This window comes from Paenibacillus sp. FSL P4-0081, from assembly GCF_000758565.1.
GTDB lineage: Bacteria > Bacillota > Bacilli > Paenibacillales > Paenibacillaceae > Paenibacillus_AQ > Paenibacillus_AQ phytohabitans.
In genome coordinates this window covers 2,083,083-2,107,377 of record NZ_CP009280.1, presented here as the reverse complement: position 1 = coordinate 2,107,377, position 24,295 = coordinate 2,083,083, and the positions used below count along the sequence as shown (strand labels likewise).

Annotated in this window: 19 protein-coding genes; 6 read left to right on the top strand and 13 right to left on the bottom strand. The window is 52.8% G+C overall.

The window, feature by feature from the left end:
* Nucleotides 1–35 precede the first annotated feature (35 nt).
* Nucleotides 36–3,989, bottom strand: coding sequence for a X2-like carbohydrate binding domain-containing protein (locus tag P40081_RS37365; RefSeq protein WP_052421728.1), 3,954 nt, complete (start codon nt 3,987–3,989; stop codon nt 36–38).
* A 725-nt stretch (nt 3,990–4,714) separates the two neighbouring features.
* Complete coding sequence (locus P40081_RS09000) at nt 4,715–5,215, bottom strand: MarR family winged helix-turn-helix transcriptional regulator (protein WP_042134897.1); 501 nt, start codon at nt 5,213–5,215, stop codon at nt 4,715–4,717.
* A 206-nt stretch (nt 5,216–5,421) separates the two neighbouring features.
* Between P40081_RS09000 and P40081_RS08995 the strand changes: the two genes are divergently transcribed.
* Nucleotides 5,422–7,056 carry an MDR family MFS transporter gene (locus P40081_RS08995; protein WP_042134895.1) on the top strand — a complete coding sequence of 545 codons (1,635 nt, stop codon included), beginning with the start codon at nt 5,422–5,424 and terminating at the stop codon, nt 7,054–7,056.
* A gap of 98 nt (nt 7,057–7,154) precedes the next feature.
* Here P40081_RS08995 and P40081_RS08990 read toward each other — a convergent pair whose 3' ends face one another.
* Together P40081_RS08990 and P40081_RS08985 are read right to left on the bottom strand one after the other, a co-directional pair.
* A complete protein-coding gene (locus P40081_RS08990) occupies nt 7,155–7,622 on the bottom strand; it encodes a MarR family winged helix-turn-helix transcriptional regulator (RefSeq protein ID WP_042134894.1) in 468 nt (155 codons plus the stop codon).
* An 82-nt stretch (nt 7,623–7,704) separates the two neighbouring features.
* Complete coding sequence (locus P40081_RS08985) at nt 7,705–8,139, bottom strand: MarR family winged helix-turn-helix transcriptional regulator (protein WP_042134892.1); 435 nt, start codon at nt 8,137–8,139, stop codon at nt 7,705–7,707.
* A 118-nt stretch (nt 8,140–8,257) separates the two neighbouring features.
* Here P40081_RS08985 and P40081_RS08980 point away from each other — a divergent pair, with 118 nt between their 5' ends.
* Nucleotides 8,258–8,713, top strand: a complete 456-nt coding sequence (locus tag P40081_RS08980) for a CBS domain-containing protein (RefSeq protein WP_039309990.1) — start codon at nt 8,258–8,260, stop codon at nt 8,711–8,713.
* A 74-nt stretch (nt 8,714–8,787) separates the two neighbouring features.
* Here P40081_RS08980 and P40081_RS08975 read toward each other — a convergent pair whose 3' ends face one another.
* Entirely contained in the window at nt 8,788–9,387 is a 600-nt protein-coding gene (locus P40081_RS08975) for a TetR/AcrR family transcriptional regulator (protein ID WP_042134889.1), read from the bottom strand.
* A gap of 175 nt (nt 9,388–9,562) precedes the next feature.
* On the opposite strand from P40081_RS08975, the gene P40081_RS08970 reads away from it, so the two are divergent.
* The 3 genes from P40081_RS08970 (at nt 9,563) to P40081_RS08960 (ending at nt 12,591) form a co-directional block, all read left to right on the top strand.
* Complete coding sequence (locus P40081_RS08970) at nt 9,563–10,450, top strand: ABC transporter ATP-binding protein (protein ID WP_042134887.1); 888 nt, start codon at nt 9,563–9,565, stop codon at nt 10,448–10,450.
* Nucleotides 10,447–11,259, top strand: a complete 813-nt coding sequence (locus P40081_RS08965; RefSeq protein WP_042134885.1) for an ABC transporter permease subunit — start codon at nt 10,447–10,449, stop codon at nt 11,257–11,259. The genes P40081_RS08970 and P40081_RS08965 overlap by 4 nt, the downstream gene beginning before the upstream one ends.
* A gap of 126 nt (nt 11,260–11,385) precedes the next feature.
* Nucleotides 11,386–12,591: an ROK family protein gene (locus P40081_RS08960; protein ID WP_042134883.1), complete on the top strand. Its 1,206-nt coding sequence runs from the start codon at nt 11,386–11,388 to the stop codon at nt 12,589–12,591.
* A gap of 328 nt (nt 12,592–12,919) precedes the next feature.
* On the opposite strand, the gene P40081_RS08955 is transcribed toward P40081_RS08960, so the two are convergent.
* A complete protein-coding gene (locus P40081_RS08955; protein WP_042134882.1) occupies nt 12,920–13,687 on the bottom strand; it encodes a nucleotidyltransferase domain-containing protein in 768 nt (255 codons plus the stop codon).
* 362 nt (nt 13,688–14,049) lie between these two features.
* Here P40081_RS08955 and P40081_RS08950 point away from each other — a divergent pair, with 362 nt between their 5' ends.
* Complete coding sequence (locus P40081_RS08950; RefSeq protein ID WP_042134879.1) at nt 14,050–15,258, top strand: IS110 family RNA-guided transposase; 1,209 nt, start codon at nt 14,050–14,052, stop codon at nt 15,256–15,258.
* An 863-nt stretch (nt 15,259–16,121) separates the two neighbouring features.
* On the opposite strand, the gene P40081_RS08945 is transcribed toward P40081_RS08950, so the two are convergent.
* From P40081_RS08945 to P40081_RS08915, 7 genes are all read right to left on the bottom strand, one after another.
* Nucleotides 16,122–17,120, bottom strand: a complete 999-nt coding sequence (locus P40081_RS08945; protein WP_042134877.1) for an SGNH/GDSL hydrolase family protein — start codon at nt 17,118–17,120, stop codon at nt 16,122–16,124.
* Nucleotides 17,117–18,538, bottom strand: a complete 1,422-nt coding sequence (locus tag P40081_RS08940) for an FAD-dependent oxidoreductase (protein ID WP_371916257.1) — start codon at nt 18,536–18,538, stop codon at nt 17,117–17,119. The genes P40081_RS08945 and P40081_RS08940 overlap by 4 nt, the downstream gene beginning before the upstream one ends.
* 28 nt (nt 18,539–18,566) lie before the next feature.
* Nucleotides 18,567–19,577: a glycoside hydrolase family 130 protein gene (locus tag P40081_RS08935; RefSeq protein ID WP_081969888.1), complete on the bottom strand. Its 1,011-nt coding sequence runs from the start codon at nt 19,575–19,577 to the stop codon at nt 18,567–18,569.
* A 36-nt stretch (nt 19,578–19,613) separates the two neighbouring features.
* Nucleotides 19,614–20,516, bottom strand: a complete 903-nt coding sequence (locus tag P40081_RS08930; RefSeq protein ID WP_042134873.1) for a carbohydrate ABC transporter permease — start codon at nt 20,514–20,516, stop codon at nt 19,614–19,616.
* A 13-nt stretch (nt 20,517–20,529) separates the two neighbouring features.
* The gene (locus tag P40081_RS08925) at nt 20,530–21,429 is read right to left on the bottom strand and encodes a carbohydrate ABC transporter permease (protein WP_042134871.1); all 900 of its coding nucleotides are present in this window, start codon (nt 21,427–21,429) and stop codon (nt 20,530–20,532) included.
* A 69-nt stretch (nt 21,430–21,498) separates the two neighbouring features.
* Nucleotides 21,499–22,920, bottom strand: coding sequence for an ABC transporter substrate-binding protein (locus tag P40081_RS08920; protein WP_042140877.1), 1,422 nt, complete (start codon nt 22,918–22,920; stop codon nt 21,499–21,501).
* 132 nt (nt 22,921–23,052) lie between these two features.
* Nucleotides 23,053–24,288 carry a glycoside hydrolase family 130 protein gene (locus P40081_RS08915; RefSeq protein WP_042134869.1) on the bottom strand — a complete coding sequence of 412 codons (1,236 nt, stop codon included), beginning with the start codon at nt 24,286–24,288 and terminating at the stop codon, nt 23,053–23,055.
* Nucleotides 24,289–24,295: the final 7 nt, after the last annotated feature.

Sequence of the window (24,295 nt, the reverse complement as noted above, 5' to 3'; positions counted from 1 at the left end):
TGATTAACATTAGTCAGATGTTAGAAATCCAGGAATCAGGAGCCGCTGAACTGCTCACCGCCTCCGTCTGCAGGCTTCCAGGCATGATTCACCGAAGCCTCCATGATATCGGCATAAGCCCAGTGGGTAAGCGGAACATCCCGCCACGAGGTAACTGCCATCCCGCGTAATGGTCCTCTGCCGGTAAGTCTGTTAATCACCGTAACCGCCTCTGCCCGCGTTAACGGATTGCCGGGCTTGAAGCTGCCGTCGCTGTAGCCGCTCAGTATTCCGGCACCCTGCGCCTTCAGGATGGCTGCCTCTGCCCAGTGCCCGGCAATATCCGGGAATCCGCGGCCTGCGGCCGTGTATGCCGTGTCTGCCGGTATCAGTACGGCTGCAAGACTCGCCATCTCGGCACGGGTAATCAACTGCCCGGGCCTGAAGCTGCCGTCACTATAGCCGGTCATCACCCCGGCTTCGGCCACAGCGGATATCGCCGCCGCTGCCCAGTAATCTGCGCTTACATCACTGAACGATGCCGCTGTTCCACCGGCCTCCGGTGTGATGGCTGCGAAGAGCAGCGATGCCATCTCGGCGCGGGTAATTTTCTGGTTCGGCTTAAATAAGCCGTCCGGATATCCTTTGGCATATGCGGAATGATGTTCCTCTGCAATGCCCGGCGTAGAAGATGGAACCGGCGCAGATGTCGGCGATGGTGCTACAGTTACTGCAGGCGAAGCGGTTGCAGCCGGAGCCGGATTACCTCCGGTTTGCGCAGTGGCTCCGGGCTGTGGTGTGGCTGTAGCTTCCGGCGTTGCAGCAGGTTCCGGTGTTGCACTTGGAGCCGGTGTTGCCGTCGGCTCTTCCCCCGGACCCTCGTCAGCAGCCGGCAAGGTGATTCTTACCTGATCGGCCAGCATAAGACCGCCTGATTTCTTCACTGCCTTCAGCACATGCGGGCCCGCCTCCAGTCCCGTAATGACGGCAATACTCTGTAGGATCTGCCGGTTCGCGCTATAGGCGCTGGCTGTCTGCCGCAGTTCACCGTCTACGTACAGCTCAATGTCTCCCAGTTCCGGGCCTGTTGGCCCTACAAGCGAAATCCCGCTACCCGTGAAGGCATATTCGAAATAGTCTCCATCCTTCTCCGTGTAGTGCACATCATTCTGATAATCACCGCTGAATTCAAAGATCAGCGTAAGTGTTCCAGCCGGCTGAGCGGCCAGATAGGACTTCGCAAGCGTGACTGTACTGCCGGAGAGCGTATAATCCGTATCCTCTACCAACGTGTAAGACCCTTGGCGGATGCCGCCGAACAGTCCCGGCTGCCGGAGCAGCGTCACGTCTATATCCGCCTGAGCCGCAGCTGCCTTGTCGAAGACAGCTTCCACAGGATTAACGAGGTCGGGAATTTCCACCTTCAGCATATCCAATAGCATGAACCGGCCTGACTTCTTCACTGCCCGCAATGTATGAATGCCTTCCGGAAGACCGGAAATACTGTACAGATTCTGCTGGGCCAGCCGCCCGTTCCGGTACGCGCTTACGGTTTCTTTGAATTCTCCATCGACATAGATATCCATATCCCCCTGCGAGCTGTCTACTTCGGTATACAGACTGATCCCTGTCCCGTTGAAGGCGTACTCAAAGGAATCACCATTAAGCTCGGTGTACTGCACATCATCCTTGTAGTCTCCCATGTTTCTTCCTGTGCTGCGCGACCAGGAGCCATTATAGGTGATTCCCGGATCATCATTGTTGATCTGTTCGTAGCGCACTGTAGAGGAGCCTGTTATCTGGACAGTGAACAGCTCGCTGCTTCCACCGTCGAAGCTAAGCGCCAGCTCCGTAAGGCCGGATGGCTGGTTGAACAGATACTCCTTTTTCAGGATGACTGTGCTGCCGTCAGCAGTGTAATCGGCGCCCGGCAGCAGGGCAACGCCATTATTCGTGATTGCCAGCAGCGAGTCGCTGCCGGCTGCCAGTGCAAGCTCCAGATCCGCCTGGCTGCCAGGGGCCTTGTCGAAGCTGCCTGCCTGCGGATTAATCAGCTGGCCTGCCGTAATCCGCAGCGCATCAAGCAGCATATATTGGCCGGAGTCCTTGACCACCTTCAGAGTATGCTCACCTTCCGCCAGCCCCGAAGCGCTATATACGATCTGCTGGGCTTCCTTATCCCCGGACGTATACGTGCTCACCCGGTCCGGACTTGTGGCATCGTCCAGATACACCAGTATATCGCCTTGTGCGGGGTCCTTCTCCGTCAGCAGCTCAATTCCCGTACCGCTGAAGGTATACTGGAAATAGTCACCGTTCTGCTCCGTATAGTGCACATCTGCCCTGTGGTCCCCGGCAGATCTGCCGGTCGAGGAAGACCAGGAGCCGCTGTAGGCAATCGCCGGATTGCTGTCATTGACATAGACCGAGCGGGTAACCGATGCTCCGCTGCCTGTTCCCGGATCAATCGGATCTGCTCCAGCACCGCCCCCCTGTTGCCCGCCGTCCCCCGGATCTCCCTCACCCGGAGCCGGAGATGTATCAGTGATGCTGATATTCATATCCTGGCTGCCGGGAACCTGCTCTTTCCCGCCATTACGCTGCCAGGAGCCAGTGTAGCGCAGCCCGGTATCATCATCATTAACAATCGAGGTGCCCTCCTTGGCTGTCACCTTGAACATCCGCGAAGCATGCGGTTCAAGCGCACCTGCACTGTAACCGTCCTCGAAGGTTCCAAGCTCAGTGTGGCTCCAGAGATCGCGGACAGAAGCGGGGCCTTCGAGTCCGATATCGCTCCACTTCACATCCACTGCTGCACTGCGGCTGCCGAGATTAAAAAGGGCCACATTATAGGTACCGTCGCCGTTATTCGCGTACCAGACCTGCTGCTTCGTATCCATCGACACCGGATGGGCAGGACGCCCGGACTGGTTGACGGCAATGACCTCGTCATTCGTCAGCAGCTGCAGGCCATAGTCGTCAAGCCGGGTCATGTCGTTGCCGATATAGAGCTGCGCCGCAGATACGGCCCAGAAGGTCATGGCTGTCTGCCGTTCATCCTTGGTCAGACCGTCCATTGCCCCGTTTCCGACATTGAGCGAATCGAAGTCATTCCATCCGCCGGGACCGGCATCCCGCCACCATAGGGCAGCATCCGGGAACAGCCGGGCGATATTGGCCCACTGGGTTAATCCCACATTGCTGTCGTAGGCTTCAACATCCCACTGGATCCGCCAGCCGTTGGCGTATTTCTTCCAGAAGTCCACATAATTATGATCGAGCGCCCAGGAGAGCTCAAACCATATGTCATGCCGGGCCAAAGCCTTGGACCAGGCTTCCACATCACCGCGTGCATCAAGACTCAGATTGTTGATTCCCGACCCCGGAGTCACGCTGTCAAATTTGACGAAGTCGATCCCCCATTCGCCAAGCATATCGGCGATGGAATCAATATACTTTTGCGCGCAGGGGTTGCTGAAATCGATCTTGTAGCTGTAGGCATTCCAGGCATCCACAATCTTGAGCGGCTGCACGGCAATGTCCTGCATCCGGCATTCACCGGCAGTTCCGTAGATTTCCAGATTCTGATTATAGGCATCGATAGACAAGCCGGGGATCAGGTAGATTCCGATTTTCTGCTCGTTGTTGTGGACATAGTCGATGACCTCCTGGAACCCGTTCGGGTAACGCTCAGTACTTGGAATAGGCCTGCCGTATTCATCCATACTTCCGTTCCAGCCAGCGTCAATATTAATATACTCATAGCCGTGCGACTGCAGCTTCTCATGCATGGCATCCGACTGCTTCTTGATGCTGTCCGCCGATATCCAGTTCCCTGAAGGCTCATACACCTGCATACTGAAGCTGCTCCAGCCCATATAAGGCTTCTGTGCCAGCTCCTTGTCAGCTGCCTCCGCCACATTCTGCCTGGTTCCCGCAAGTCCGGTTTGCGCTGCTGTCATGATCAGCATCAGCAGGCACAAGCCGATTTTCTTACCCAAAGACTTCAAATATCCCAGCTCCCCTCGGCAATTTATAAAGCGCTTTCTATTTCTGCCGCAACTTGCTCACTGCATGCTCATTGCATGCTCGTTGCTTACCCATGGTGGAACGGCGAATAATGGCAGCGCTTTCCATACGGGTTGATCATAGGCGGTTGCCGCCCTCCTTGGATAGGTACATCTGCGGTGTTCGGCGTACAGCTGTCCCTGTTTGCAGGGGACAAAACTCAGGCGGGCATCCAGATTTCCTGCAGTTATTGCTCCTTGTGATGGTGAATGGCGCCCCAGGGATTAGTTGGATTTTCTCCACTTCCTAAGGCCTCACGGGTAGCGTTACCGATTTTAGTTGGATTTTTTCCACCTAATTTTCCCTCCTCCCTCGTTCTTCTCCGATCCGTGTAGCAGCAAGTGCTATTTCTCCAACTAATTTACTGTATACAGAGGTTTCTGCAATATTAGATGTCGTTTTTCCACTTAGCAGGCTTTCTCTTCTTCTCTTCTTCTCTTCTTCTCTTTGCGTTGGCCAAAACAAAGATTGCCTGCTGTGGAGAGGACATTGGCACAATCTGCGGGACATCAAGCAACAGAAAAACCGCCTGAAATCAGACGGTTAGCAAAAGTGGAATTTATGGTTTAAAGTCTTCATCACTTACAGGTTTACAGGTTTACAGGTTTACAGGTTTACAGCTTCCATGTTTACAGTTTACAGGTTTATAGTTTACCCGGATTACGGCTCATTCGGACGCATTCCCCATTACCCGCGGCCGTACCTCGTTCACGGCTTCCATCAGCCGACCGCAGGTTGAGATCAGCTGATCAATCTCCTCCCGGCCCACCTTATCGATAATCTCGGCCAGCACATCCGAATAACGGTCCATTCTGCTGCCGAATACCGCCTGGCCTTTGGCCGTAAGGCAGATATAGATAACCCTGCGGTCGGTTTCGGACATTACACGTTCAATGTAGCCCTTCTCTTCCAGCGTACTGACCATTTGTGAAGCCGTCGGCCGGCTGACCTGCATCAGCTCACTTAATCTGGAGACCATCAGGCCGCGGCACGGGCCTCCCCGTTCCTGTTGATCCGCCTCCTGTTGCTTCATAGCTGCATGTATGACAAACATCGTTACAAATTCTCCATGCGGGATAGAGTCCATGCTCTGCTGACGGGGGGTTAGGCGTTTTATATTTTCCAGTGTGATAAGCAGCTGCCTTTCCTGACTGTCCTGGATACTCATGAGACACCTCCGTTCTATATCATTAGATTACCTACCTAACATGTGAAAATCAATACAAACCGCTATTATCTTCCGATAAAAAATAAAATTATTGTGATGTTTAAAATAGTTGTGTATTATACATAAAAGGTAGTTTGGCTACCTAATTAGAATATCATAAAAGGCCAAACTATAATACGTACAGGATCAAAGGAGAGTACCCTGCCATGGAGCATCTCACGCAAAAAAAGAAAGTAACCATTATGATCGCCTTAATGGCGGCTATGTTCTTCGCGGCGATCAACCAGACAATTGTCGGCACCGCAATGCCCCGGATTATTGCCATCCTGGGCGGAATTGAGCATTACACCTGGGTCATCACCATCTATATGCTGACCTCCACCATTGCCACGGTGCTGGTCGGTAAGTTATCCGACATTTACGGCCGCAAGCCCTTCCTGCTCGCCGGGATCGTTATTTTCATCATTGGGGCCTTCCTGTCGGGATTGTCTGACAATATCTATCAGATGATCACCTACCGCGGGATACAGGGCGTCGGCGGCGGAATTCTGATGTCGGCCACCGTCACTGCCGTAGGTGACCTGTTCGCTCCGCGGGAAAGGGCGAAGTGGACGGGAATTATGATGGCCATGTTCGGCTTCTCCAGCGTAATCGGCCCTACCCTCGGCGGATTCATGGTCGATCATATGGATTGGCGCTGGATCTTCTGGATCTTCCTGCCGCTCGGGATTGTAGCGTTCATCATGATCTGGAGAATGTTCCCGAAAGGAACGCGCGCCGCTTCCGAAACGATTGACTATCCGGGCTCCATCTTCCTGTCCCTCAGCATCGTCGCCCTGCTGCTCGGCTTCTCCTGGGCAGGCACCAAATATGCCTGGAGTTCACCGGAGATTCTCGGACTGTTCGCGGCAGCCATTGCCGGTGCAGTCATTCTGATTCTGATTGAGCGCAAAGCCAAGAGTCCGGTGCTGCCGCTCTCCCTGTTCAAGAATTCGATTGTCACCATCTCGATGATTATCGGCTTCCTGATGAATGCGGGCATGATGGGCGCCATGATCTATCTGCCGTTCTTCGTGCAGGGGGTAGAAGGCGTGTCCCCGACCAATTCCGGCTTCATCAACATGCCGATGTCGCTGATGATGATTGTGCTCAGCACACTGGCCGGACGCTGGATCTCCAAGTCCGGTAAATACAAGCGCTACGCCATGATCGGCATGCCGTTTATGGTCGCCGCCATGATCATGATGGCCTTCATGAACAGCATAATTATGGCTGTGGCCAGCATGATCGTGTTCGGGATCGGACTCGGGCTGGCGATGCCGGTATTCACGCTGACCGTGCAGAACGCCGTGGCTCCGCAGATGCTAGGCGTAGCTACAGCTACCACAACTCTTTTCCGTAACCTTGGCGGTACTATCGGGATTGCCGTTATGGGTACCGTAATGAATACAACCCTTACGCATAAGCTGGAATCTGCGGTGGCCTCCGGCAAAGGTCCCGACCTGTCCAAGCTTGATCCGGAAGCCGCGGGGCAGCTTACAGCCTTCATGAATCCGCAGCTGCTGCTAGACCAGCCTAAGCTGAAAGAGCTGCATACAACGCTGCCGGAGCAGATCCGGCCGCTCTTCAATCAATTGATTGAGATGCTGCGCGGGGCGCTGAGCGACTCCCTGACGGTAGTGTTCCTGAGCGGTACTGCGCTGCTCGTTATTGCAGCCGTCCTTGTTCTGTTCCTGAAGGAGATTCCGCTGCGTTCCAGCGAATCCAAGACAGAGGCTGCCGCAGAGGAAGCCGGTGCGGGGAGCAAGCTGCGGAAGGAAACTGCGCCTGCAGGGCATTAACAGATCCGCAAGTTAATCCTATAAACAACAAAGAGATGTCCCGGAACAGCTACAGCTGCGGGACATCTCTTTTTGTATACAATGCTCAATATTACTGTTCAGAAATCATTCTGCTGGCTGTTCAGCTGCTCGAAATATTCGTATACCCCGTTCAGCAGCTCGCTTAAGGTCTCACTTCGTTCTTTGCCGAGATGATCAATCATCCCCTGGAAGGTCTCCCGGGATTTCGCCACCGCCATATCGGCAAGATGTGCTCCCTTGTCCGTTAATGTAATGTCGCTGATTCTGCGGTCTTGGCTATCTGGCGTGCGGACAGCGTACCCTTGGGCAATCAGACTGTTCACCATCTGCGTGACCGTCGGAGAAGTCACCTTGAGGAGCTTGCTGATATCGGAAACCGTCCGCCCCTTGTTGCCTTCCTGCTCCATGCCCTTCTTGATCGAGACCAGCACACGGATTTCACTCGGCTTCAGTCCCCAGAGCGTCGTCTTGCGCCAATTCATCCGGGCAAACTGCTGAAAAGCCTCTATTAAATCATCAATATGTTCATATTTATCTTCGTTCATCGGTACACCCCATAAGCTTTATTAACTTAAGTATAGCCCAAAATAGCCCAAACCCTCCACTCAGGAAACGGCGTTGCCCTGGTTAATCCTCTTCCAGAAAGGTCGCATTGAATTTCCGCAGCAGCTCCCCGAAGGAATCTCCCTCTTCATCCGACCAGTTCGCCAGCAGCTTGCCCATAATTTCCTGCCGCATCTGCCGGTTCTCATCCAGAATTTCTCCGCCCAGCTCCGTAATCTGCAATGTATAGGCCCGTCCATCCACAGGGTCCGGTACACGGATGATATATCCCTTGTTCTCCAGTGCAGCTGCCTGCCTGCTGACGGTGGAGATATCCAGCTGGAATTCATCGGAGAGCATCTTCACTCCGGCAGTTCCGTTATTGAAAGCAATCTGATGCAGCAGCAGATAGGCCGCCCGGTCGAGATTGCCGATTTTTTTGTACGTGGTAAGTGAGGTCAGACGGCGGACAAGAACCGCCATTTCCAGCTCTATCGTCTCTATTGAACGTTTCTCCATGCAGTCCCATCCTCTTCTCTTTCTTCATTGACATCGTTCTTTCCACTTGTATAATACAAGTATATACTTTCATTATGCAACTTATTTGTGCATGAGATACTTTTCAGGGGGAACCTATATGAAAGCCCATGAGTTCATGATCCGCCAGGTCTACAAGGTCAAGCAGGAAGACACTGTACGGACTTTTATTGAGAAATGCATCACCCACCGGATCAGCGGCATGCCTGTAGTCAATGACCGGAACGAGATTGTCGCTTATCTGAGCGACGGAGATATTATGCGCTATATCGGCAGGCATGAGGATCTGATTGTGGATTCTTTTTTCCAGATCAATGTATTCGTCGGGGATAATGATGAGTTCGAAGAACGGACGCGCAAGCTGCTCAATCTGAACGTCATGGCCATCGCCAAGAAGAAGGTGGTCACTGTGCACTACGAAGAGGACATTGAACAGATCGCCACCATTCTCGGTAAAAAGCAGATCAAAAAGGTCCCCGTTGAGCGTAACCGTGTGCTGGTCGGCATCATCAGCCGCGGCGATGTGATCCGCCATTCCTTCAAGGCTCTGCTCTAGCCAGCTGCTGTGTTCTGCTGTATTCTGCATTCTGCTATGCAAGCTGCCTTACCGGACTGTTGCCGGCGCCGCGTCTATTGCGGCTCCCGGCCGCACAGCCCATAGAAGAAGATGTGAATAAGCTCCTCCAGAAACGCATCCTTATCCTCATGCCCTGCCAGGCTGCCCAGCATCTCTCCCGAGCTCTTAATATATAACTGTATGGTCAGCAGAACCGCCTTCACTGACACTTTATCCGAAATTTCTCCCCGGGCTTTGCCTTCTTCCACCATCTGTACCATCAGCGGTACAATTTGCTCCTCATATTGCCGCTGAATATATACGTACATCTCCTGATCATCAACCATAATCTCCTTGATTGACGCCGGCGGCAGGCTGGAATAGGTCTCCTTCTCTTTAAAAAGGCTATAGGCAATCAGTTCCTTGAGCGATTGCTGCCGCCTCATTTCCTCCCTGAACTCATCAATGGCCTGCTGGATAAAATCCTTGAAAGATTCGCTAATCAGCGCCTCTTTACTCCCGAAATAATTATAAATCGTTACCTGTGACACGCCGGCTTCCCGGGCAATGTCCGCAATTCTCAGCCGCTTCGGCTCCCAGCTGTTTAGCATGGAGATCGTTGTCTTCATGATTTTGTCCTTGATTAGAGCCGTGCGCTTCTCAAAACCGTTCATTTCCTTCACCCTAACTTGACGTTGTAGCCGGGCTGTTTCCCTACCCGAAAAAATAATGAAATATATGAATGTTTTCATTTCATAATTATATTGACTTAGGCGTAGCCTGGGACTATTATAACATCTGAAATATCCATTCAATACTATTTCATTATTTTCTGTCGGGGGTGGCAGCATGCTGCAAGTGGAAGGTTTAACGAAACAATTTTCAAACGGCAAGGGGATTCGCGATGTCTCATTTACCGTGAATAAAGGTGAGGTATTCGGGTTCCTCGGCCCCAACGGCGCCGGCAAATCCACAACGATCCGGCATATTATGGGCTTCATGCGTCCAGACCGCGGCTCGGTAACGATCAATGGACTCGATGCCTGGAAGGGTCAGGGCCAGGTGCAGCGCCATACCGGTTATCTGCCGGGTGAGATCAGTTTCATCGACGGCATGACCGGAGCAAGCTTCCTGCAGTTTATGGCCTCCATGCAGGGCGTGAAGGACACAGCCAAACGGGAGATGCTAATCCGGCGCCTGCAGTTTGATGCGGCCACCCCGATCCGCAAAATGTCCAAGGGCATGAAGCAGAAGGTCGGCATTGTCGCCGCCTTCATGCACAGCCCCGAAGTAATCATTCTCGATGAGCCTACCTCCGGCCTGGACCCTCTAATGCAGAAGATCTTCACCCAGCTGGTGCTGGAGGAAAAAGCAGCCGGAACCACCTTCCTGATGTCCTCACACAGCTTTCAGGAGATTGAACGGACCTGCGACCGCGCAGCGATTATCAAAGACGGCAGCATCGTCGCTGTGAAGAATATTCATGAGCTGCAATCCATGCAGCGCAAGCTGTTTGAAATCCTATTCGAGACCCCGGAAGACGCACAGCGGTTCGCCGCCTCCGGCCTGATAATAGATTCTATCGCAGGCAACCGGGTGAGGATTGCCGTGCAAGGCAATTATAATCCGTTCACCGCTGAGCTTGCGAAATATCCGGTCCGCAGTATGGATATCTTTACCCAGAACCTGGAGGACATCTTCATGGACTATTATGACCGGGAGGCGAAGGTGCAATGAATCTGGCCCTATATAAGGAAATGATGCGTGTCAACCTGCGGGGGATTATGAATTACGCCGGGGGCTCGGCTTTTTATATTCTGTTCATGATCTGGCTCTACCCCGGCCTGGCAGATAACACGAAGGCGCTGAACGATCTGGTGCAGGCGATGCCGGAAGGCGTAGGCAAGGCCTTCGGGCTGAATAACGGCTTCTCAAGCGCGGAGGGCTTCATCTCGGGCGAATATTACGGGCTGATTCTCGTCCTGATTCTGGCTATAGTCTGCGTACAGATGTCCACACAGCTGGTGGCCAAACTTGTGGACCGCGGCTCGATGGCCTACCTGCTGGCTACACCGACAACACGGAGCAAGGTGGCCATCACCCAGGCGATGGTGCTGGTTACCTCCCTGTTCATCATAATGGCTGTGACCACACTATCCGGCTTCGCAGGCAAAGCCTGGTTCCTCGGCAGCGGCTACGAGTTCGGAATTGCCCGGTTCAGCCAGCTTAACCTGGTGGCATTTCTGCTGTTCTTCGCCATCGGCGGATTCTGCTTCCTGGTCTCCTGTGCCTGCAATGACGAGAAGAAGGCGCTCGGAATCTCCGGGGCGGTCACTTTCGGGTTCTTCACCCTCGATATTCTCGGCAAAATCAGTGATAAGCTGGATGTGCTGCGCTTCTTCACCCTATTCAGCTTCTACCGTCCCGGCGAGATTGTCCAGGGAACAGCAGCCTGGGCAGAGGTCTCCATCTGGCTGCTGATGATTGGGCTGGCCTGTTTCACGATCGGCATACAGCTGTTCAGACGACGGGATTTACCGCTATAACCGGATGGAACCCTGCAAGTCTATTCTCTCCTTGGGGTAGTTGCGGCACCTTGCTTTTTGTGTCATTGTAAAAGCAGGTCTTGTCTATTCATCAGGTTTAGTATATTCATAAGGAGAGAACCGTCTTTGCTGCTTATTCATGAACTTATCGCCAATCCCAAAGCCAGGGAAATCTATTTCACTGTAAGAAAACACGGCACCGTCTCCAAACAAAGTCTGCTGGACGAAAGCGGACTGACCATAAGCACGTTAACACGCATACTGGATGAATTGCTGTCCCTGGAGCTGCTGGTTGAAGTCGGCTTCGGCGAATCTACCGGAGGCCGCCGCCCCACCCTGTATGAGACTAATCCGGCCTATGCCTATCTGCTGGGACTGGAGATCTCCCGTACCCATGCCAAGCTCGTATTGATGGACTTTCATCTGCAGCTGCTGGGCGAATATACCTGGAACATGGATACCGCCCTTACCCCGGAGCATCTGATGGAATCCTTACATAGTCAGGCACTGCAGATGCTAGCTGCAGCCTCCATTGATCTTGGCCGGGTCGCGGGACTTGGCATCGGCGCAGTCGGCCCGCTGAACCGCCAGGCCGGAGTTATCCTGAATCCGGCACGATTCACTGCGCCGGGCTGGTCTCAGGTACATATTAAGGAGCTGCTGGAACAGCGGCTGGCTGTGCCGGTATATCTGGACAATGGAGCCAATACGGCTCTGCTGGGCGAATACTGGGCCAGCAGTAACCGGATGCAGCATCATCTGCTCTACCTCCATGCCGGAATCGGCCTGCGCTCCGCCATCATGAATGATGGACGGCTGCTCTATGGCATGATTGATACCGAGGGGGCTGTCGGACAGATGATCATCGAAGGCTCCGGGCTGCCGCCGCATATTCCCGGCGGCAACGCCGGTGCGTGGGAGAGCTATGTGTCCATCCACACCCTGGAGAGACAGGCGCGTGAAGTCTGGCGGCTGGGCAGCAGCGGGCTGCTCCGCAGCCTGGCCGAGAGTGCAGAACAGCTGGAATTCGCCCATCTAATAGAAGCGCTCCATGCCCGTGATCCCGAGGTTGTCCGGTTGTTCCACGAGATGGCTGTCTACTGCGGCATCGGGCTGGCCAATCTGATCAATATCCTCCATCCCGAGGAAGTCATCCTCGGCGGCCCGCTATTCCTCGCGGCCGGTGATTTCTATCAGGAGGCGACCCGGATCGCCCTTGAGCGGACCTATTACCGCGAGCAGTATAACGTCCGCTTCACCCGCAGCAGACTGGGTGAACGCTCGGTCGCAGCAGGCGCTTGCGCTATGGTGCTGCACCAGTTGACGAACTAGGGAACAGTGCCGGTATCACTCTAATGCCCCAGTAATCACTCTTACGCATCGATAGTCAACGTACCGGTTGTTCGGTGAAAATAAAGTCTTAGACTGATCCATTAATAAAAGCAGCGGCAGTCTAAGACTTGATAAATAAAGTCTTAGACTGCCGCTGTTGTCGTTCGACTAACGTTTCCGGTTAGCTTAATCGTCTTATGTTTTAATTAGAGTCGCTGCTTATAGCTGTGAGGCTTGCCGAACACCTAACGCAGTGACGTCCCGACGGGCTTAGGGGGCTGGATGTGGTCACTCGCTTCTCAGAGTGACCCGGAGCGTCAATATGGTTTTAGCCGAAGGAAGTTCTGGAAGCAGCCATTGCATTTAAGGCGTTCTCAAAATAGCTATATACTTCATCTGCAACTCCCAGAAACTCTTCAACAAGTACATTACTATCCAAGTAACAAGCATACAGATAATCAACTAAAGCGGAGTCAATCTCACAATAGTTTAATATGGCATTCTTCATCTTAAAAATGTCATCTTGCCATACACCTGTATCTTCTATAACCAAAGAGTATAATGCACGAATTAATCTCTTAGAGTAACCTTTAATATATCTAGCTTTCATTGTGTTATCACTAGCATTAGAAAGTGAACTATGTATACGAGCTACTTCCTCCTTGGTCTCTGTATTTAAGTCTAAAATGAACTCTGGAGAAATAATTATCGGTGGCACTTTTTCACCAACGTCATGACCATATATGCAAACACAAATTATCTTTACCCAAAAACCCCACTCATTTGGTTTACTTAATACATCGTCAATCGGGCAAATTATCGTATCAATCTTAGTTACTACTGGATATTCTTCCAAAAGCCTGTCTTTAATATTTGACAATTTTTCGTAATCAATATCTTTGGGATTTACACATACAATAGTAAAGTCTGCATCTGACTTAAAAGGTTTAGCAGTTCCTTTTGGAATCGAACCACACATATAAATGCTATGAATCTTATCTTTAAATTCGGTAAGTATATTATCTATATACTTATCAACAAAATCCTTATATTCACTTTGTATTACAATTCTATTTATAACTTTTTCTAATATCATATAGACTCCTCCTAAACTAAGAACTTCTTTCGGCTAACATCTTTTTGCTAACTTCGTAAATTCGTCATGACTTAAGTTATTCGCGTAATCATTCAACTATCCTGCCCGTTTCGTATTATGAGATCAACCAGTTCTTTCTGGTTGATCCTTTTTTCATTTGCATAGAGGATTAAAGTAGCCTGGTCGAACGTACCTGCCCGTGGGACTTGATCCCGAGCGCTATAATGTTCACCCTACTTGTCATGACCATGATTGAGGCTGGTTGGGACGTAAGATCCCGTATAACAAGCGATGCTATGGAGCGACAAGAAGAACCGTAGGGATGCCGGTGAATTTAAACTTACAGGGAGAGATGAGATGAAATGAATCCAGTTGTCGGTCTAGATATTTCAAAAGAAGAAAGTCATGGACAAGCCTTTTTAGCGCGCGGAAAGCTCTTCAGAGGGACATTCCACTTCGAGCACACTCGTGATGGCCTAGCAAATCTACATCAAGTTTTAAAGGACGTTGAATCGGTATCCAAACAACGTCCTTTGCTTATTCTAGAAGCAACAGGACATTACCAAAGCCCTGTTGTTCAGTTCTTAGAGGAACATCACTATATTTACATTGTCATTAACCCGCTAATCTCCAATCGGCTTAGAAAGTCTCAGCTTCGTAAAGTAAAGACGGATGCTGCTGACGCTTACCTATTGGGTGAGTTGTACTACAGGGAAGAGTTTGAACCTTTTAAGAAAAGAGGTGTGCAACTTCTCAATCTGCGCTATCTTACAAGGCAATATGAGACTCTTTCAAAGATGTGTGTATCGACTAAACTGCAATTCCAAGCTGTTTTAGATCAGGTTTTCCCGGGTTATAAAGGCGTGTTTGGAGCTATGTATTCCGGTGTTTCACTGCGGTTTTTAAGTGAATTCCCAACCTCATATTTAGTTTTACAGACGGATGAAGATACACTTAGAGCTAAGATGAAAGAACTGCTTTCTTCGAAACGGGGGCGTTCAGAGGACTGGATTAACCAACGGGTTCAACGATTAGTAGATGCGGCAAAACAAAATCCATTTCAGCAAACCATGTATGCAAGTCATTTAATCAATATGAGAGTTCTTATTACCCTTATTCTTCAATACCAAGAGCATCTTGCTGAACTGGAACAGAACATAGATGCTCTGGCTGAAGAAATTGAAGAGTATGAATTAATTCAGTCGATTCCCGGGATTGGGCATAAAATTGCTGCAACAATTTTATCCGAAATAGGAGAAGTCGAACGATTTGATCATCCTAAGAAGTTAGTCGCCTTCGCAGGCATTGACCCGAGTGTCTTTGCTTCCGGTAAGTTTACAGCGACTCGAAACCGATTCACGAAACGTGGTTCCAGGCAGCTGCGTTACGCACTGGTGATGGCTGTTCAGTGTGGACTTATACGCTCCCGAAATATGCGAATCAAAGCGTTCTATGAACGTAAGAGAGCTGAAGGAAAACCACATAAAGTAGCTCTAATCGCATGTGCAAATAAACTCGTCCATTGGCTCTATGCGATCTTAAAAAATAAAAAGGAATTTCGTCCAATTTAAAAAATATTATTGGCATAACCTTCCAAGACACAAAGAAAATTGGAGGGTTTTTTGGCATGCCTCATTTTAACTATACCACATGATTTAGAATCACTTTACTGGTAATGTTGACAAGCTATTAGCTGGTATAGCTTAATGAAGTATTGCCAGTCTAATACTTTATTTTCTCAGTCTAGAACTTTAGCTTCAGCCTCATAAAGTGGCTTTTGGGAGATATAGCGTCCTCTCAGTCCGCTTCATTGGCAGGTGTGAGTGATCAGCAATTGTTCAAGCGACAAATGATGCAATTGCCTTAACAAGGACAAAATCTATTCGACTTTTCGCATACATTTGGTCCAGTTACCTTCGCGATAGCTCATTGCGTTCGGTTTTTCGCATACATTTGGTCCGGTTACCTTCGCGATAGCTCATTGTGTTCGGTTTTTCGCATACATTAGGCCTGATTACCTTCGCGATAGCACATTGTGTTCGGTTTTTCGCATACATTGGACCCGGTTACCTTCACAGTAGCTCATTGTATTCGATTTTTCGCATACATTAGGCCTGATTACCTTCGCATAGCACATTGTGTTCGGTTTTTCGCATACATTTGCTCCGGTTACCTTCACAGTAGCACATTGTGTTCGATTTTTCGCGTACATTAGCCAACCTTTGGCCCGCTTACCAGGAGATTCAATGGGATTACGGATCTGCTCCTAATTCCAAGGGACTTATTTGTCCACAACTGACATATATCAGAATTTCCTATACAACAGGAAAGGCAGCAGCCATCCCTTAACCGGGAAGGCTGCTGCCTTTTATAGTTGTCTTTCACCTGCTGTTATACTCGCCCAATGAATCCGCTCAGGCGCTCCATCGCCTGGCTACACCCGCCCCACCTGAAGCGCTGCCGCCAGCCTGCTGCCGAAACGGCTTCCCAGCAGCTCGTAGCCTTCGGCTCCCGGATGCAGGCCATCCGTGAGCAGCTCCCCATCTTCCGGGCCGAACCATTCCAGGCCATCCAGGTAATGCAGATGGCGGTCTCCCCGCTCCTGCAGCAGCTTCACTGTCTCTACGATTTGCCGCCGCATGAGCGGCAGGGTGAAGCCGAGCTTGTTCTCCTCAGTCTCCCGCTCCGTCCCGTAGATCGGAGAGATGACGGCCAGTGGCGTCTCCTTGTGCTTCTCACGGATCGTCTCGAGCATGCCGATCAGCAGCGGCTTGAACATCCGCGGGCTGGAGGCTGCTGCACCATATATATTGACTCCTACGCACAAGGTAATCAGTTCAGCCGGCAAATCCCGGATCAGCCGGCCCGCCATCGGCTCCATCAGGCAGTTGCCGGAGAAGCCGAGATTGGTCAGATGATAGCCGCACTCCCCGGCGGCAATGACCGGCCAGGTGCGCGAAGGGCTGGATGCTGCCACACACTGGGTGATGGAGCTTCCATAGGTGATCCACCTTGGCCGGTGATCCGGCAGCGGTTCAGCAGCCGCCTCATCTTCGATCCGCAAGCCGCTCAGTGTAATGCCGGTATTCTGCGGCAGATAGACTTCCAGCTCCTTCATACCGGGCGGAAGCCCGGTGAATAAGGCTTCCGTGCCGCCCGCAGCAAGCCGGAGCTTCTGGAACAGCACGCCGCCAATAAGACAGTCCAGTGCGGCAGCCTCCGCAAGCGGACTGAACGACAAGGCCAGTGCCTTGGAGCCGGTGGCCAGCCGCAGCCGGATACCGGAGCAGATTTCCGCCTTGCCATCGATCCCGTCCGGCGGATACAACTCATAATCCCGGTAAGGAATACGCCAGGGCTTGATCCCCTCCTCCCGGTGCTCCAGTGAAACTGCGCCGTGGAACCACTCATCCGTCAGAGGAAGGTTCTTCAATGCCCTTCCCCCGCTTCCCTGCTGTCCGCCGCACCGGTGCCCGGAACGAATCCCTCCCCGAGCCATACATCCTGATCCAGCAGACGCTGCTGAAGCTCAGGGATCGAGATGCTGCGGGAATCCGCGCCATCCCGGAGCGCCAGCGATGCTGCCGTTCCGCAGGCCTGGCCCATCGAGAAGCAGTTCGGCATCACCCGCAGGGAGCCTTGAACCGCCCGGTCCGAGGACACGGAGCGTCCGGCCACCCACAGATTGCGGATGCCTACGGGAAGCATGACCCTGTAAGGCACGCCGTGGGAGACGCCCGGCGGCAGATGATTGAAGGTCATATCACTCTTGCTGGTAGCCAGGTGGATATCAATGTAATAGGCATTGCGGGCAATATCATCCGGGAAGGAACGCGCCGCAATGAAGTCGTCTACGGTCAGCATGTAATCGCCCTGAATCCGCCGCGTCTCCCGGATGCCAAGCTGCTCACCGCTCGCCACCAGATGTGCCGCCCCGAAGCCCGGCACATACTTGCGGAAGAATTCCAGTTGCCGCAGCACGGTCCGGCGGCCTTCGATGGCTCCGCGCGTAAGCTCCTCGGCCTTCGTTCCGTCTACCCCGAACACATGGCCGAAGTTGACCCCGACCAGATAATCACTCACCCAGGCCAGGCCGGAAATGGACTTGCGGCCTTCCGGCAGTGCCCCTTCAGCCATAGCCTGCTCAACCGTCCGGTGCAGCTGCCCCGTATCCCCCGTTTCTTCCAGGAACCGGCTGAACTCCTTGCGGTCCACATTCGCCAGCAGATAACACATGCTGCCCGGCTGAAGCTCCCCTTCCCCGCCGCCTTTCTGGAACGGAACGCCCGACAGGGCAGCGATATCCCCGTCACCCGTGCAGTCGATAATATACCGGCAGCGGATGAAAGACCGACCCGATTTATTGACAATAATCACGCCCTCGATACTCTGTCCATCCGGGGACAGCACAACATCGTAGACAAAGGTATGGAACAGCGGCGTCACACCGCTCTCAAGAATGGCATCGTCATAGACGCGCTTAAGTACCTCAGGATCAATCGGCACCCAGTCCAGCATTTCGCGGTATTCCTCCTGATAGCCAGGCGCGCAGGCCTGCTTCATCCGCTCCATCAGCTTCAGGCCGAGGCCGCGGATAATCGGCTTGACCTTGTCCGTGTAGGGACAGAAGGCAGGTACAAGCGCTACAGTCCCCATGCCGCCAAAATAACCCCGCTGCTCCACGATCATGGTGCTTGCACCGCCTTCGGCAGCGGAGATAGCGGCAGCAATGCCCGCCGCCCCGCCGCCGATCACCAGCACATCTACCTCGCGGGAGACCGGCACAGCTGCAGATGGCAGGGTAATCTGTCCGTAATTCATATCTCCGTAATTCATATGTTCCTGATTCATAATCGTCCTCCTTGTAAGGCCGGTTTAGTTATTCAGTCCCCTTCTCCAGACACAGCCGGAGCAGGTCATCTACATGCGCAGTCGCCAGGCATTCCACCGTATCCGCAGCACCGTAATAAATTTTGACCTCCCCGGAATCCTCCAGGATCATCCCGCCGGGAAAAATCACATCGTTGCGGAACCCGCCCGAGGTCTCATACAGCGCCTCCGGTGCCAGCAGCGGCGCTGCCGCCCGGCCGATGATCCGGCCCGGATCTTCAAGATCAAGCAGCATAATCCCGGCGGTATAGCGCTTCTTCCAGCTGTCTTCCCAGCCGTTCTTGCCCCGGCTGCGGTCAAGATCCACGGCATGGAATGTCGTCAGCCAGCCCTTGTCCGTCTTAAGGGGAGGGGCGCCGGGACCCACCTTGTCATTGGCATACGCCACATTCTCGACAGCCAGCAGCAGCTTGTGACTCCCCCAATACTTCAGGTCCGGGGAATCACTCATCCACATGTCAAAGCGGTCCAGTCCTCCCCGGCTGTAGACCGGCAGCGGACGCTCAAGCCTGACATATTTGCCGCCGATCTTCTCCGGGAACAGCACCATATTGCGGTTATCCGGCAGCGACAGGCTCAGCACCTCGAAGGAGCGGAAATCGTCCGTCACGGCGATCCCGCCGCGCAGGCCGTGAAGCGTATCGACCGCGAAGCACAGATAGCAGCGTTCGCCAATCACGGTCAGGCGCGGATCATACACCCGGACCACTTCCTCATCATGCCAGGACCAGCACGGCTCCGGCTGCACCTCCCAGCTTACTCCGTCGTCGCTGAAGGCGAGTCCCAGATTCGTTGTATGGTGGGGAGCGACGATCCCCTTGCTCTGATCCCCGTAGTCATTGCGGAATACCATTACATATCTGCCCTTGAATTTCGTCACTCCTGCGTTAAATACCATGGCCGGCCCGTACGGGACATCCGCAGGCTTCAGAATGGGGTTAAGCGGATGCCGGACCATCACCGGACTTGAGGTAAGTGTTCCTATCGTCAGATCGTTCATTATGGAAGATTCTCCTTTGCACATACAAGATTATAGCTACCCTTTCACCGAACCGGCCGTAACCTGAATGAATGTCTTGTTCGCCAGAATATATGCCAGCAGCATCGGCAGAATGGACAGGCAGGCCCCGGCCATCATCAGATGGATCTGCATCGCGGCCGAGGAGCCGTAGCGGAGATTCGCCAGCCCGACAGTCAGCGTCTGCAGCTTCGGATTGGTCATCGTGAATACCAGCGGCAGGATGTATTCGTTCCAGGAATGGCGGAAAGCGAATAATCCGGCTACACCAAGGCCGGGAGTCAGCAGCGGCAGAATGATGCGGAAGAAGGTGCGGATGAAGCCGGAGCCGTCGACCATGGCAGCCTCATCCAGCTCTCTCGGAATCGCTTTGAAGAAGCCCTGCAGCATGAAGAAGGTACTGGAATGGGCACTGACCAGAATCAGTATGACTCCCCACAGCGTCGTATTCAAATGCAGCGCAACCATCAGATCGAACTGCGGGCGCAGCACAATCGCACCAACCGAGATGAACATCATGGACGCCTGCACCGTGACATATATCCGTTTGCCGGGGAACTCACGCCGGTCCACCACATAGGCGGCCATTGAGGCTACCAGCAGCGTCCCCACCGTAACCATTACACTCATAAAAGCACTGTTCCAGGTATAGCGGGCGAAGTTGGCCTGTTTCCAGGCTTCCGCATAGTTGGCGAATTGCAGCTTCGCCGGAAGCAGGCTGCCGCCGGTCATCATTTCTGCCCCTGTCTTCAGCGAGCCTGCCAGCGTCATCAGCAGCGGAAACAGGGTCAGGAGCGCTGTTGCCAGCAGGAACAGCCACATCACCGTCCGGACCGCTATTCTTCCGGCATGGCCGCCGGGCTCCCGGGGGACGGACTGCTTCAGCCCGGCCGGCTGCTTGGATATCACATGTTCATTCATTTGAATCAACCTCCTAATACACCTTGTTCATTTTGCGGCTGAAGAAGAAATACAGTCCGGTAACCGCTCCGACAATAACGGCGGAGGCGAAGCCCACGGCACTGCCGTAGCCCAGCTGCTGCGCTACCGGCGAACCGGTGGATACAGGGAACAACAGCTTGTAGAGATAGAGATACATGACCTCGGTTTTGCCGATCGGTCCGCCTTCTGTAATGACCATGATGCTCTCATAGCCCTTCAGGGAAGCGATAATCGCCAGCATAATGACCATCTGGGCAACCGGAGCCAGCATCGGAAGCGTAATATTCCAGAAGCGTCTTCCGGCGTTCGCCCCGTCAATGGCCGCGCTCTCGTACAGATCCTGCGGAATACTCTGTAGCCCGGCGAGAAAGAGCAGCATATAGTTGCCGACCGCACCCCAGACCGCCACGATGATAACCGTCAGCATCGCATGCTTCGGACCAAGCCAGTCAATCGGCTGTGAGACCAGGTGCAGCTTCATCAGAACCGTGTTAACCATCCCGTTATATGAATTGAAGATGTTATAAAAAACAACGGAGATCACTGCCGTACTGATCACGGTCGGCATGAAATAGATGCCCCTGAGCAGATTAGACCCGCGCAGTTTGCCATTCAAAATAACCGCCAGCAGCAGGGACAGCGGCAGGGTCAGCAGCAGCTTGCCTCCGGCAAAGACAAAGGTATTGCGGACCGATTCCCAGAACAGGGCGTCCCGCAGCAGCCGGCGGAAATTGTCCAGCCCGATGAACAGTGCCTCGCCATATCCGGCATAATCATAGAACATATAGCGCAGCATCCAGAACAGCGGATAGATGCCAAGAGTAATCGTCAGAATAATGCTTGGCGCAAGGAACAGGGAGTTCTCCCCAAGCCTTCTCCATTTGTAAATCATATGTGGTCCTCCTTCGGGGAAAGCAAAGGGGCTGCGCCGGGAATCCCGTACAAGCCCCTTCCTAACCTGTTATTCTCCCTGCGGTTTCAGCGGATCAAAGGCAGGGTCCGGCGTAACGGTAACCTCGCCCTTCTCTGCCGCTTTGGTCAAGGCGGCATTGTATCTTGTGTTCAAATCTTCAGTAATGGCCTTGGCGTCTCCGCCTGCAAGGATATATTTGAAGAAAGCATCCGCATAGGTAGAGCCCTCAGGAGTAACACTTGGCACTGCGGGCCAGAGAGAGTCATGCTCGCCGACCAGGAAGCCTTCCATGCCGTTAATTTCAGGGTTTTTGGCCTGTTCCACAATGGTTGGCACTACGGCAATCCCGAAGCCCTTCTCATGATACGTCTTCAGAATATCGTCACCGTACATGTATTGCATGAATTTCCAGGCCGCCTCCTGATGCGCTGATTTGGCACTGATGCCGAGCCAGGTACCGGCGGACACGATTTCAGAGGTTCCTTTAATCTGTCCATCCAGTGTTGGAGCCAGGGCACCTGCCCAGTTGATTTCAGTCGGGAACTGGTCCTGATACACGCCCGGCTCTGTCGAGAAGGAGAGGTACATCCCGATTTTGCCTGCCGCAAACTGGGCGCGCAGCGGGTCGATGTCCAGTGTCTCTGCACCTGGCAGAATGCTGCCGTCTTCATACATCTGCTTGAAGTACTCGATGGTCTGCGAGTAAGGTGCGAAATCAAACTGCCCTGTCTTCAGGTCAAAGCCGAGTCCCTGATAGCCGCTCAAGGACAGAATCTCCCGGATCGAACGGTCAAAAGCCGATTTCGGACTTTTGAAATTCAGCGCGAAGCCATACACACCTTCTCCTTTGCCCTGCTCGGTAATCTTCTTGGCATCATCGACCATTTCCTGCAGCGATACCGGAGGATTGTCAATACCCGCTTTAGCAAAAAGGTCCTTGTTATAGATCAGGCGCAAGGTGAGGCCGGTATTAGCTAATGAGTACACCTTGCCGTCAAAACGGTTAACATTGTCGATGATTACGCTGCCGAATTTCGTTTTGATGTCATCGGTAAGATAACCGTCAATCGGTGCCAGATATCCTTTTTTGACAAATTCGGCTGTATTGCCGCTCTTCAGACGGAGCAGATCCGGTGCCTGATTGCTGGTAAAAGCGATATCGACGCTCTGCGCGTAGTTCTCGGACATCACCGTCAGCTCCACCTGGATATTCTCGCCGTTCGTCTCATTGAACTTGTTGATCAGCTCTTTGATATATTCCTGGTCATGACGGTCGTCCGTCCAGTATTTAAGCTGTACAGGCTCGCTTGCGGCAGTATTGCCGCCAGCAGCAGCCGTTGCTGCGGGAACTGCCGTACCCGCTTCAGGTGCTTCAGTTGCCGCACCCTTGTTGCTGTTCCCGCCGCCGCAGCCTGCGATTCCTGCCGCCAGCATAAGGCTCAAGCTGAGACCCAACCATTTTTTCTGCATACGTTCTACCCCTTTGATTAACATTTGTATTGTGAGCTCGTTCTCATTATAAGCCCCCTCCCCCGCAAAAGGAGTGCGGCAGTCTCACTCTCTAGGGACAGAAATCCATGGTTCTTAGCTGCTGAAGCTTCCTTATCCGGTCAGGTTCCCGTTCTCATCGTATTTCCGGATATACGCCAGCAATTCTGCAAAATTAACCCACGATATCCCCGCCTTCTGATCTGCCGCGCCATAAGACATGATTAATTCTTCGCCCAAGACAATGCCTCCGGTCGTAAACAGGCAAGGTGTCGGGTAATCCTCCGGCATTTCCCAATCCCGCTCGGCATACATCAGACGGTCGGAGCACCGGTGAATAACAGCCGGGAAATCATTATCCTGCTCCCTGAGGATCATGAAGGATTGCGTGTACCCGAACTGTACATTTTTCTTCGCGTGATAGGGTACCAGCCACTCTCTATTCCCCAAGGCTATCGGCGGCCAGCTGGCGCCTACCCGGTTCTCCTCCCAATCAAAGACCGGATAAGCCAGCAGTCTGTGCACCGCTTTGGGCGAGGCCAAATCCGCTATGGATTCCGCTGCTGCCATATAAATCGATGGCTTACCCGCCTTCTCTCCCCCTTCAAAGGGGAGGACATTCATCGGCCGGTGCAGCATAAGATATTGCATTTTACCGGCAATCTTCATTTTCCGGGGAAACAAAAACACGTCGCGGTTATCGCTGACCTGTCCCTCAGTGAGCGGACCTACATACTGAAAAGCGCTTTCATATTCACCCTGCTTCAGCTTATCCAGATTAAGCTTGTAGAGCACACTGACGGTGTCATTGGCCCGGGCCGATTGAATGAACGGGTCTGCCTCATCTCCGTTAAAAATCCAATCGGGAACATATTCAAACCGCGTCTGCACCGGAGGCTGCTGGCTGCTGAGCCAATAGGGGCCAGGGGGAAACGGCCGGCAGGCCACCGTGACGTATAACTCCTCTTCGACATAAAAGATACGCGGGTCCTCCACACAGCCATTGGCATAATTCCGCACTTCATTTCCGTAAATATCCGTGATGTACAGCTCGTGCTCCTCATATCCCAGTGCGGGCGCCAGAGCGGGTCTAGAGAAGTCTGCCTCCCAGGTTTCTCCCGCATCCCTGCTGCACGCATAACCCAGAAAAATCGGATACGGATCATGACAGCCCTCTCTTCTTTTGTGCGTCCATGGTCCGGTGGCCCGGAATAGCATATGGATTTCATCAGAATCAGGGTCTTGAATAATAGCCGGATTCAACACCATTTTATCCGCCCAGTCACAGCCTGGTACAGGCTCAAGCGCCGGTTTGTCCAAATAGCGGAATTTCGGTTTCTTCGGTTTCATAGTTTCA

What these genes read in the sequence shown, in the direction of transcription:
- P40081_RS08915 (WP_042134869.1), bottom strand. Translation starts at nt 24,288, where the DNA reads ATGAAACCGAAGAAACCGAAATTCCGCTATTTGGACAAACCGGCGCTT.
- P40081_RS08990 (WP_042134894.1), bottom strand. Translation starts at nt 7,622, where the DNA reads ATGAACGAAGATAAATATGAACATATTGATGATTTAATAGAGGCTTTT.
- P40081_RS08985 (WP_042134892.1), bottom strand. Translation starts at nt 8,139, where the DNA reads ATGGAGAAACGTTCAATAGAGACGATAGAGCTGGAAATGGCGGTTCTT.
- P40081_RS08955 (WP_042134882.1), bottom strand. Translation starts at nt 13,687, where the DNA reads ATGATATTAGAAAAAGTTATAAATAGAATTGTAATACAAAGTGAATAT.
- P40081_RS08975 (WP_042134889.1), bottom strand. Translation starts at nt 9,387, where the DNA reads ATGAACGGTTTTGAGAAGCGCACGGCTCTAATCAAGGACAAAATCATG.
- P40081_RS08980 (WP_039309990.1), top strand. Translation starts at nt 8,258, where the DNA reads ATGAAAGCCCATGAGTTCATGATCCGCCAGGTCTACAAGGTCAAGCAG.
- P40081_RS08940 (WP_371916257.1), bottom strand. Translation starts at nt 18,538, where the DNA reads ATGAATCAGGAACATATGAATTACGGAGATATGAATTACGGACAGATT.
- P40081_RS08920 (WP_042140877.1), bottom strand. Translation starts at nt 22,920, where the DNA reads ATGCAGAAAAAATGGTTGGGTCTCAGCTTGAGCCTTATGCTGGCGGCA.
- P40081_RS08925 (WP_042134871.1), bottom strand. Translation starts at nt 21,429, where the DNA reads ATGATTTACAAATGGAGAAGGCTTGGGGAGAACTCCCTGTTCCTTGCG.
- P40081_RS08930 (WP_042134873.1), bottom strand. Translation starts at nt 20,516, where the DNA reads ATGAATGAACATGTGATATCCAAGCAGCCGGCCGGGCTGAAGCAGTCC.
- P40081_RS08935 (WP_081969888.1), bottom strand. Translation starts at nt 19,577, where the DNA reads ATGAACGATCTGACGATAGGAACACTTACCTCAAGTCCGGTGATGGTC.
- P40081_RS08950 (WP_042134879.1), top strand. Translation starts at nt 14,050, where the DNA reads ATGAATCCAGTTGTCGGTCTAGATATTTCAAAAGAAGAAAGTCATGGA.
- P40081_RS08965 (WP_042134885.1), top strand. Translation starts at nt 10,447, where the DNA reads ATGAATCTGGCCCTATATAAGGAAATGATGCGTGTCAACCTGCGGGGG.
- P40081_RS09000 (WP_042134897.1), bottom strand. Translation starts at nt 5,215, where the DNA reads ATGAGTATCCAGGACAGTCAGGAAAGGCAGCTGCTTATCACACTGGAA.
- P40081_RS08995 (WP_042134895.1), top strand. Translation starts at nt 5,422, where the DNA reads ATGGAGCATCTCACGCAAAAAAAGAAAGTAACCATTATGATCGCCTTA.
- P40081_RS08970 (WP_042134887.1), top strand. Translation starts at nt 9,563, where the DNA reads ATGCTGCAAGTGGAAGGTTTAACGAAACAATTTTCAAACGGCAAGGGG.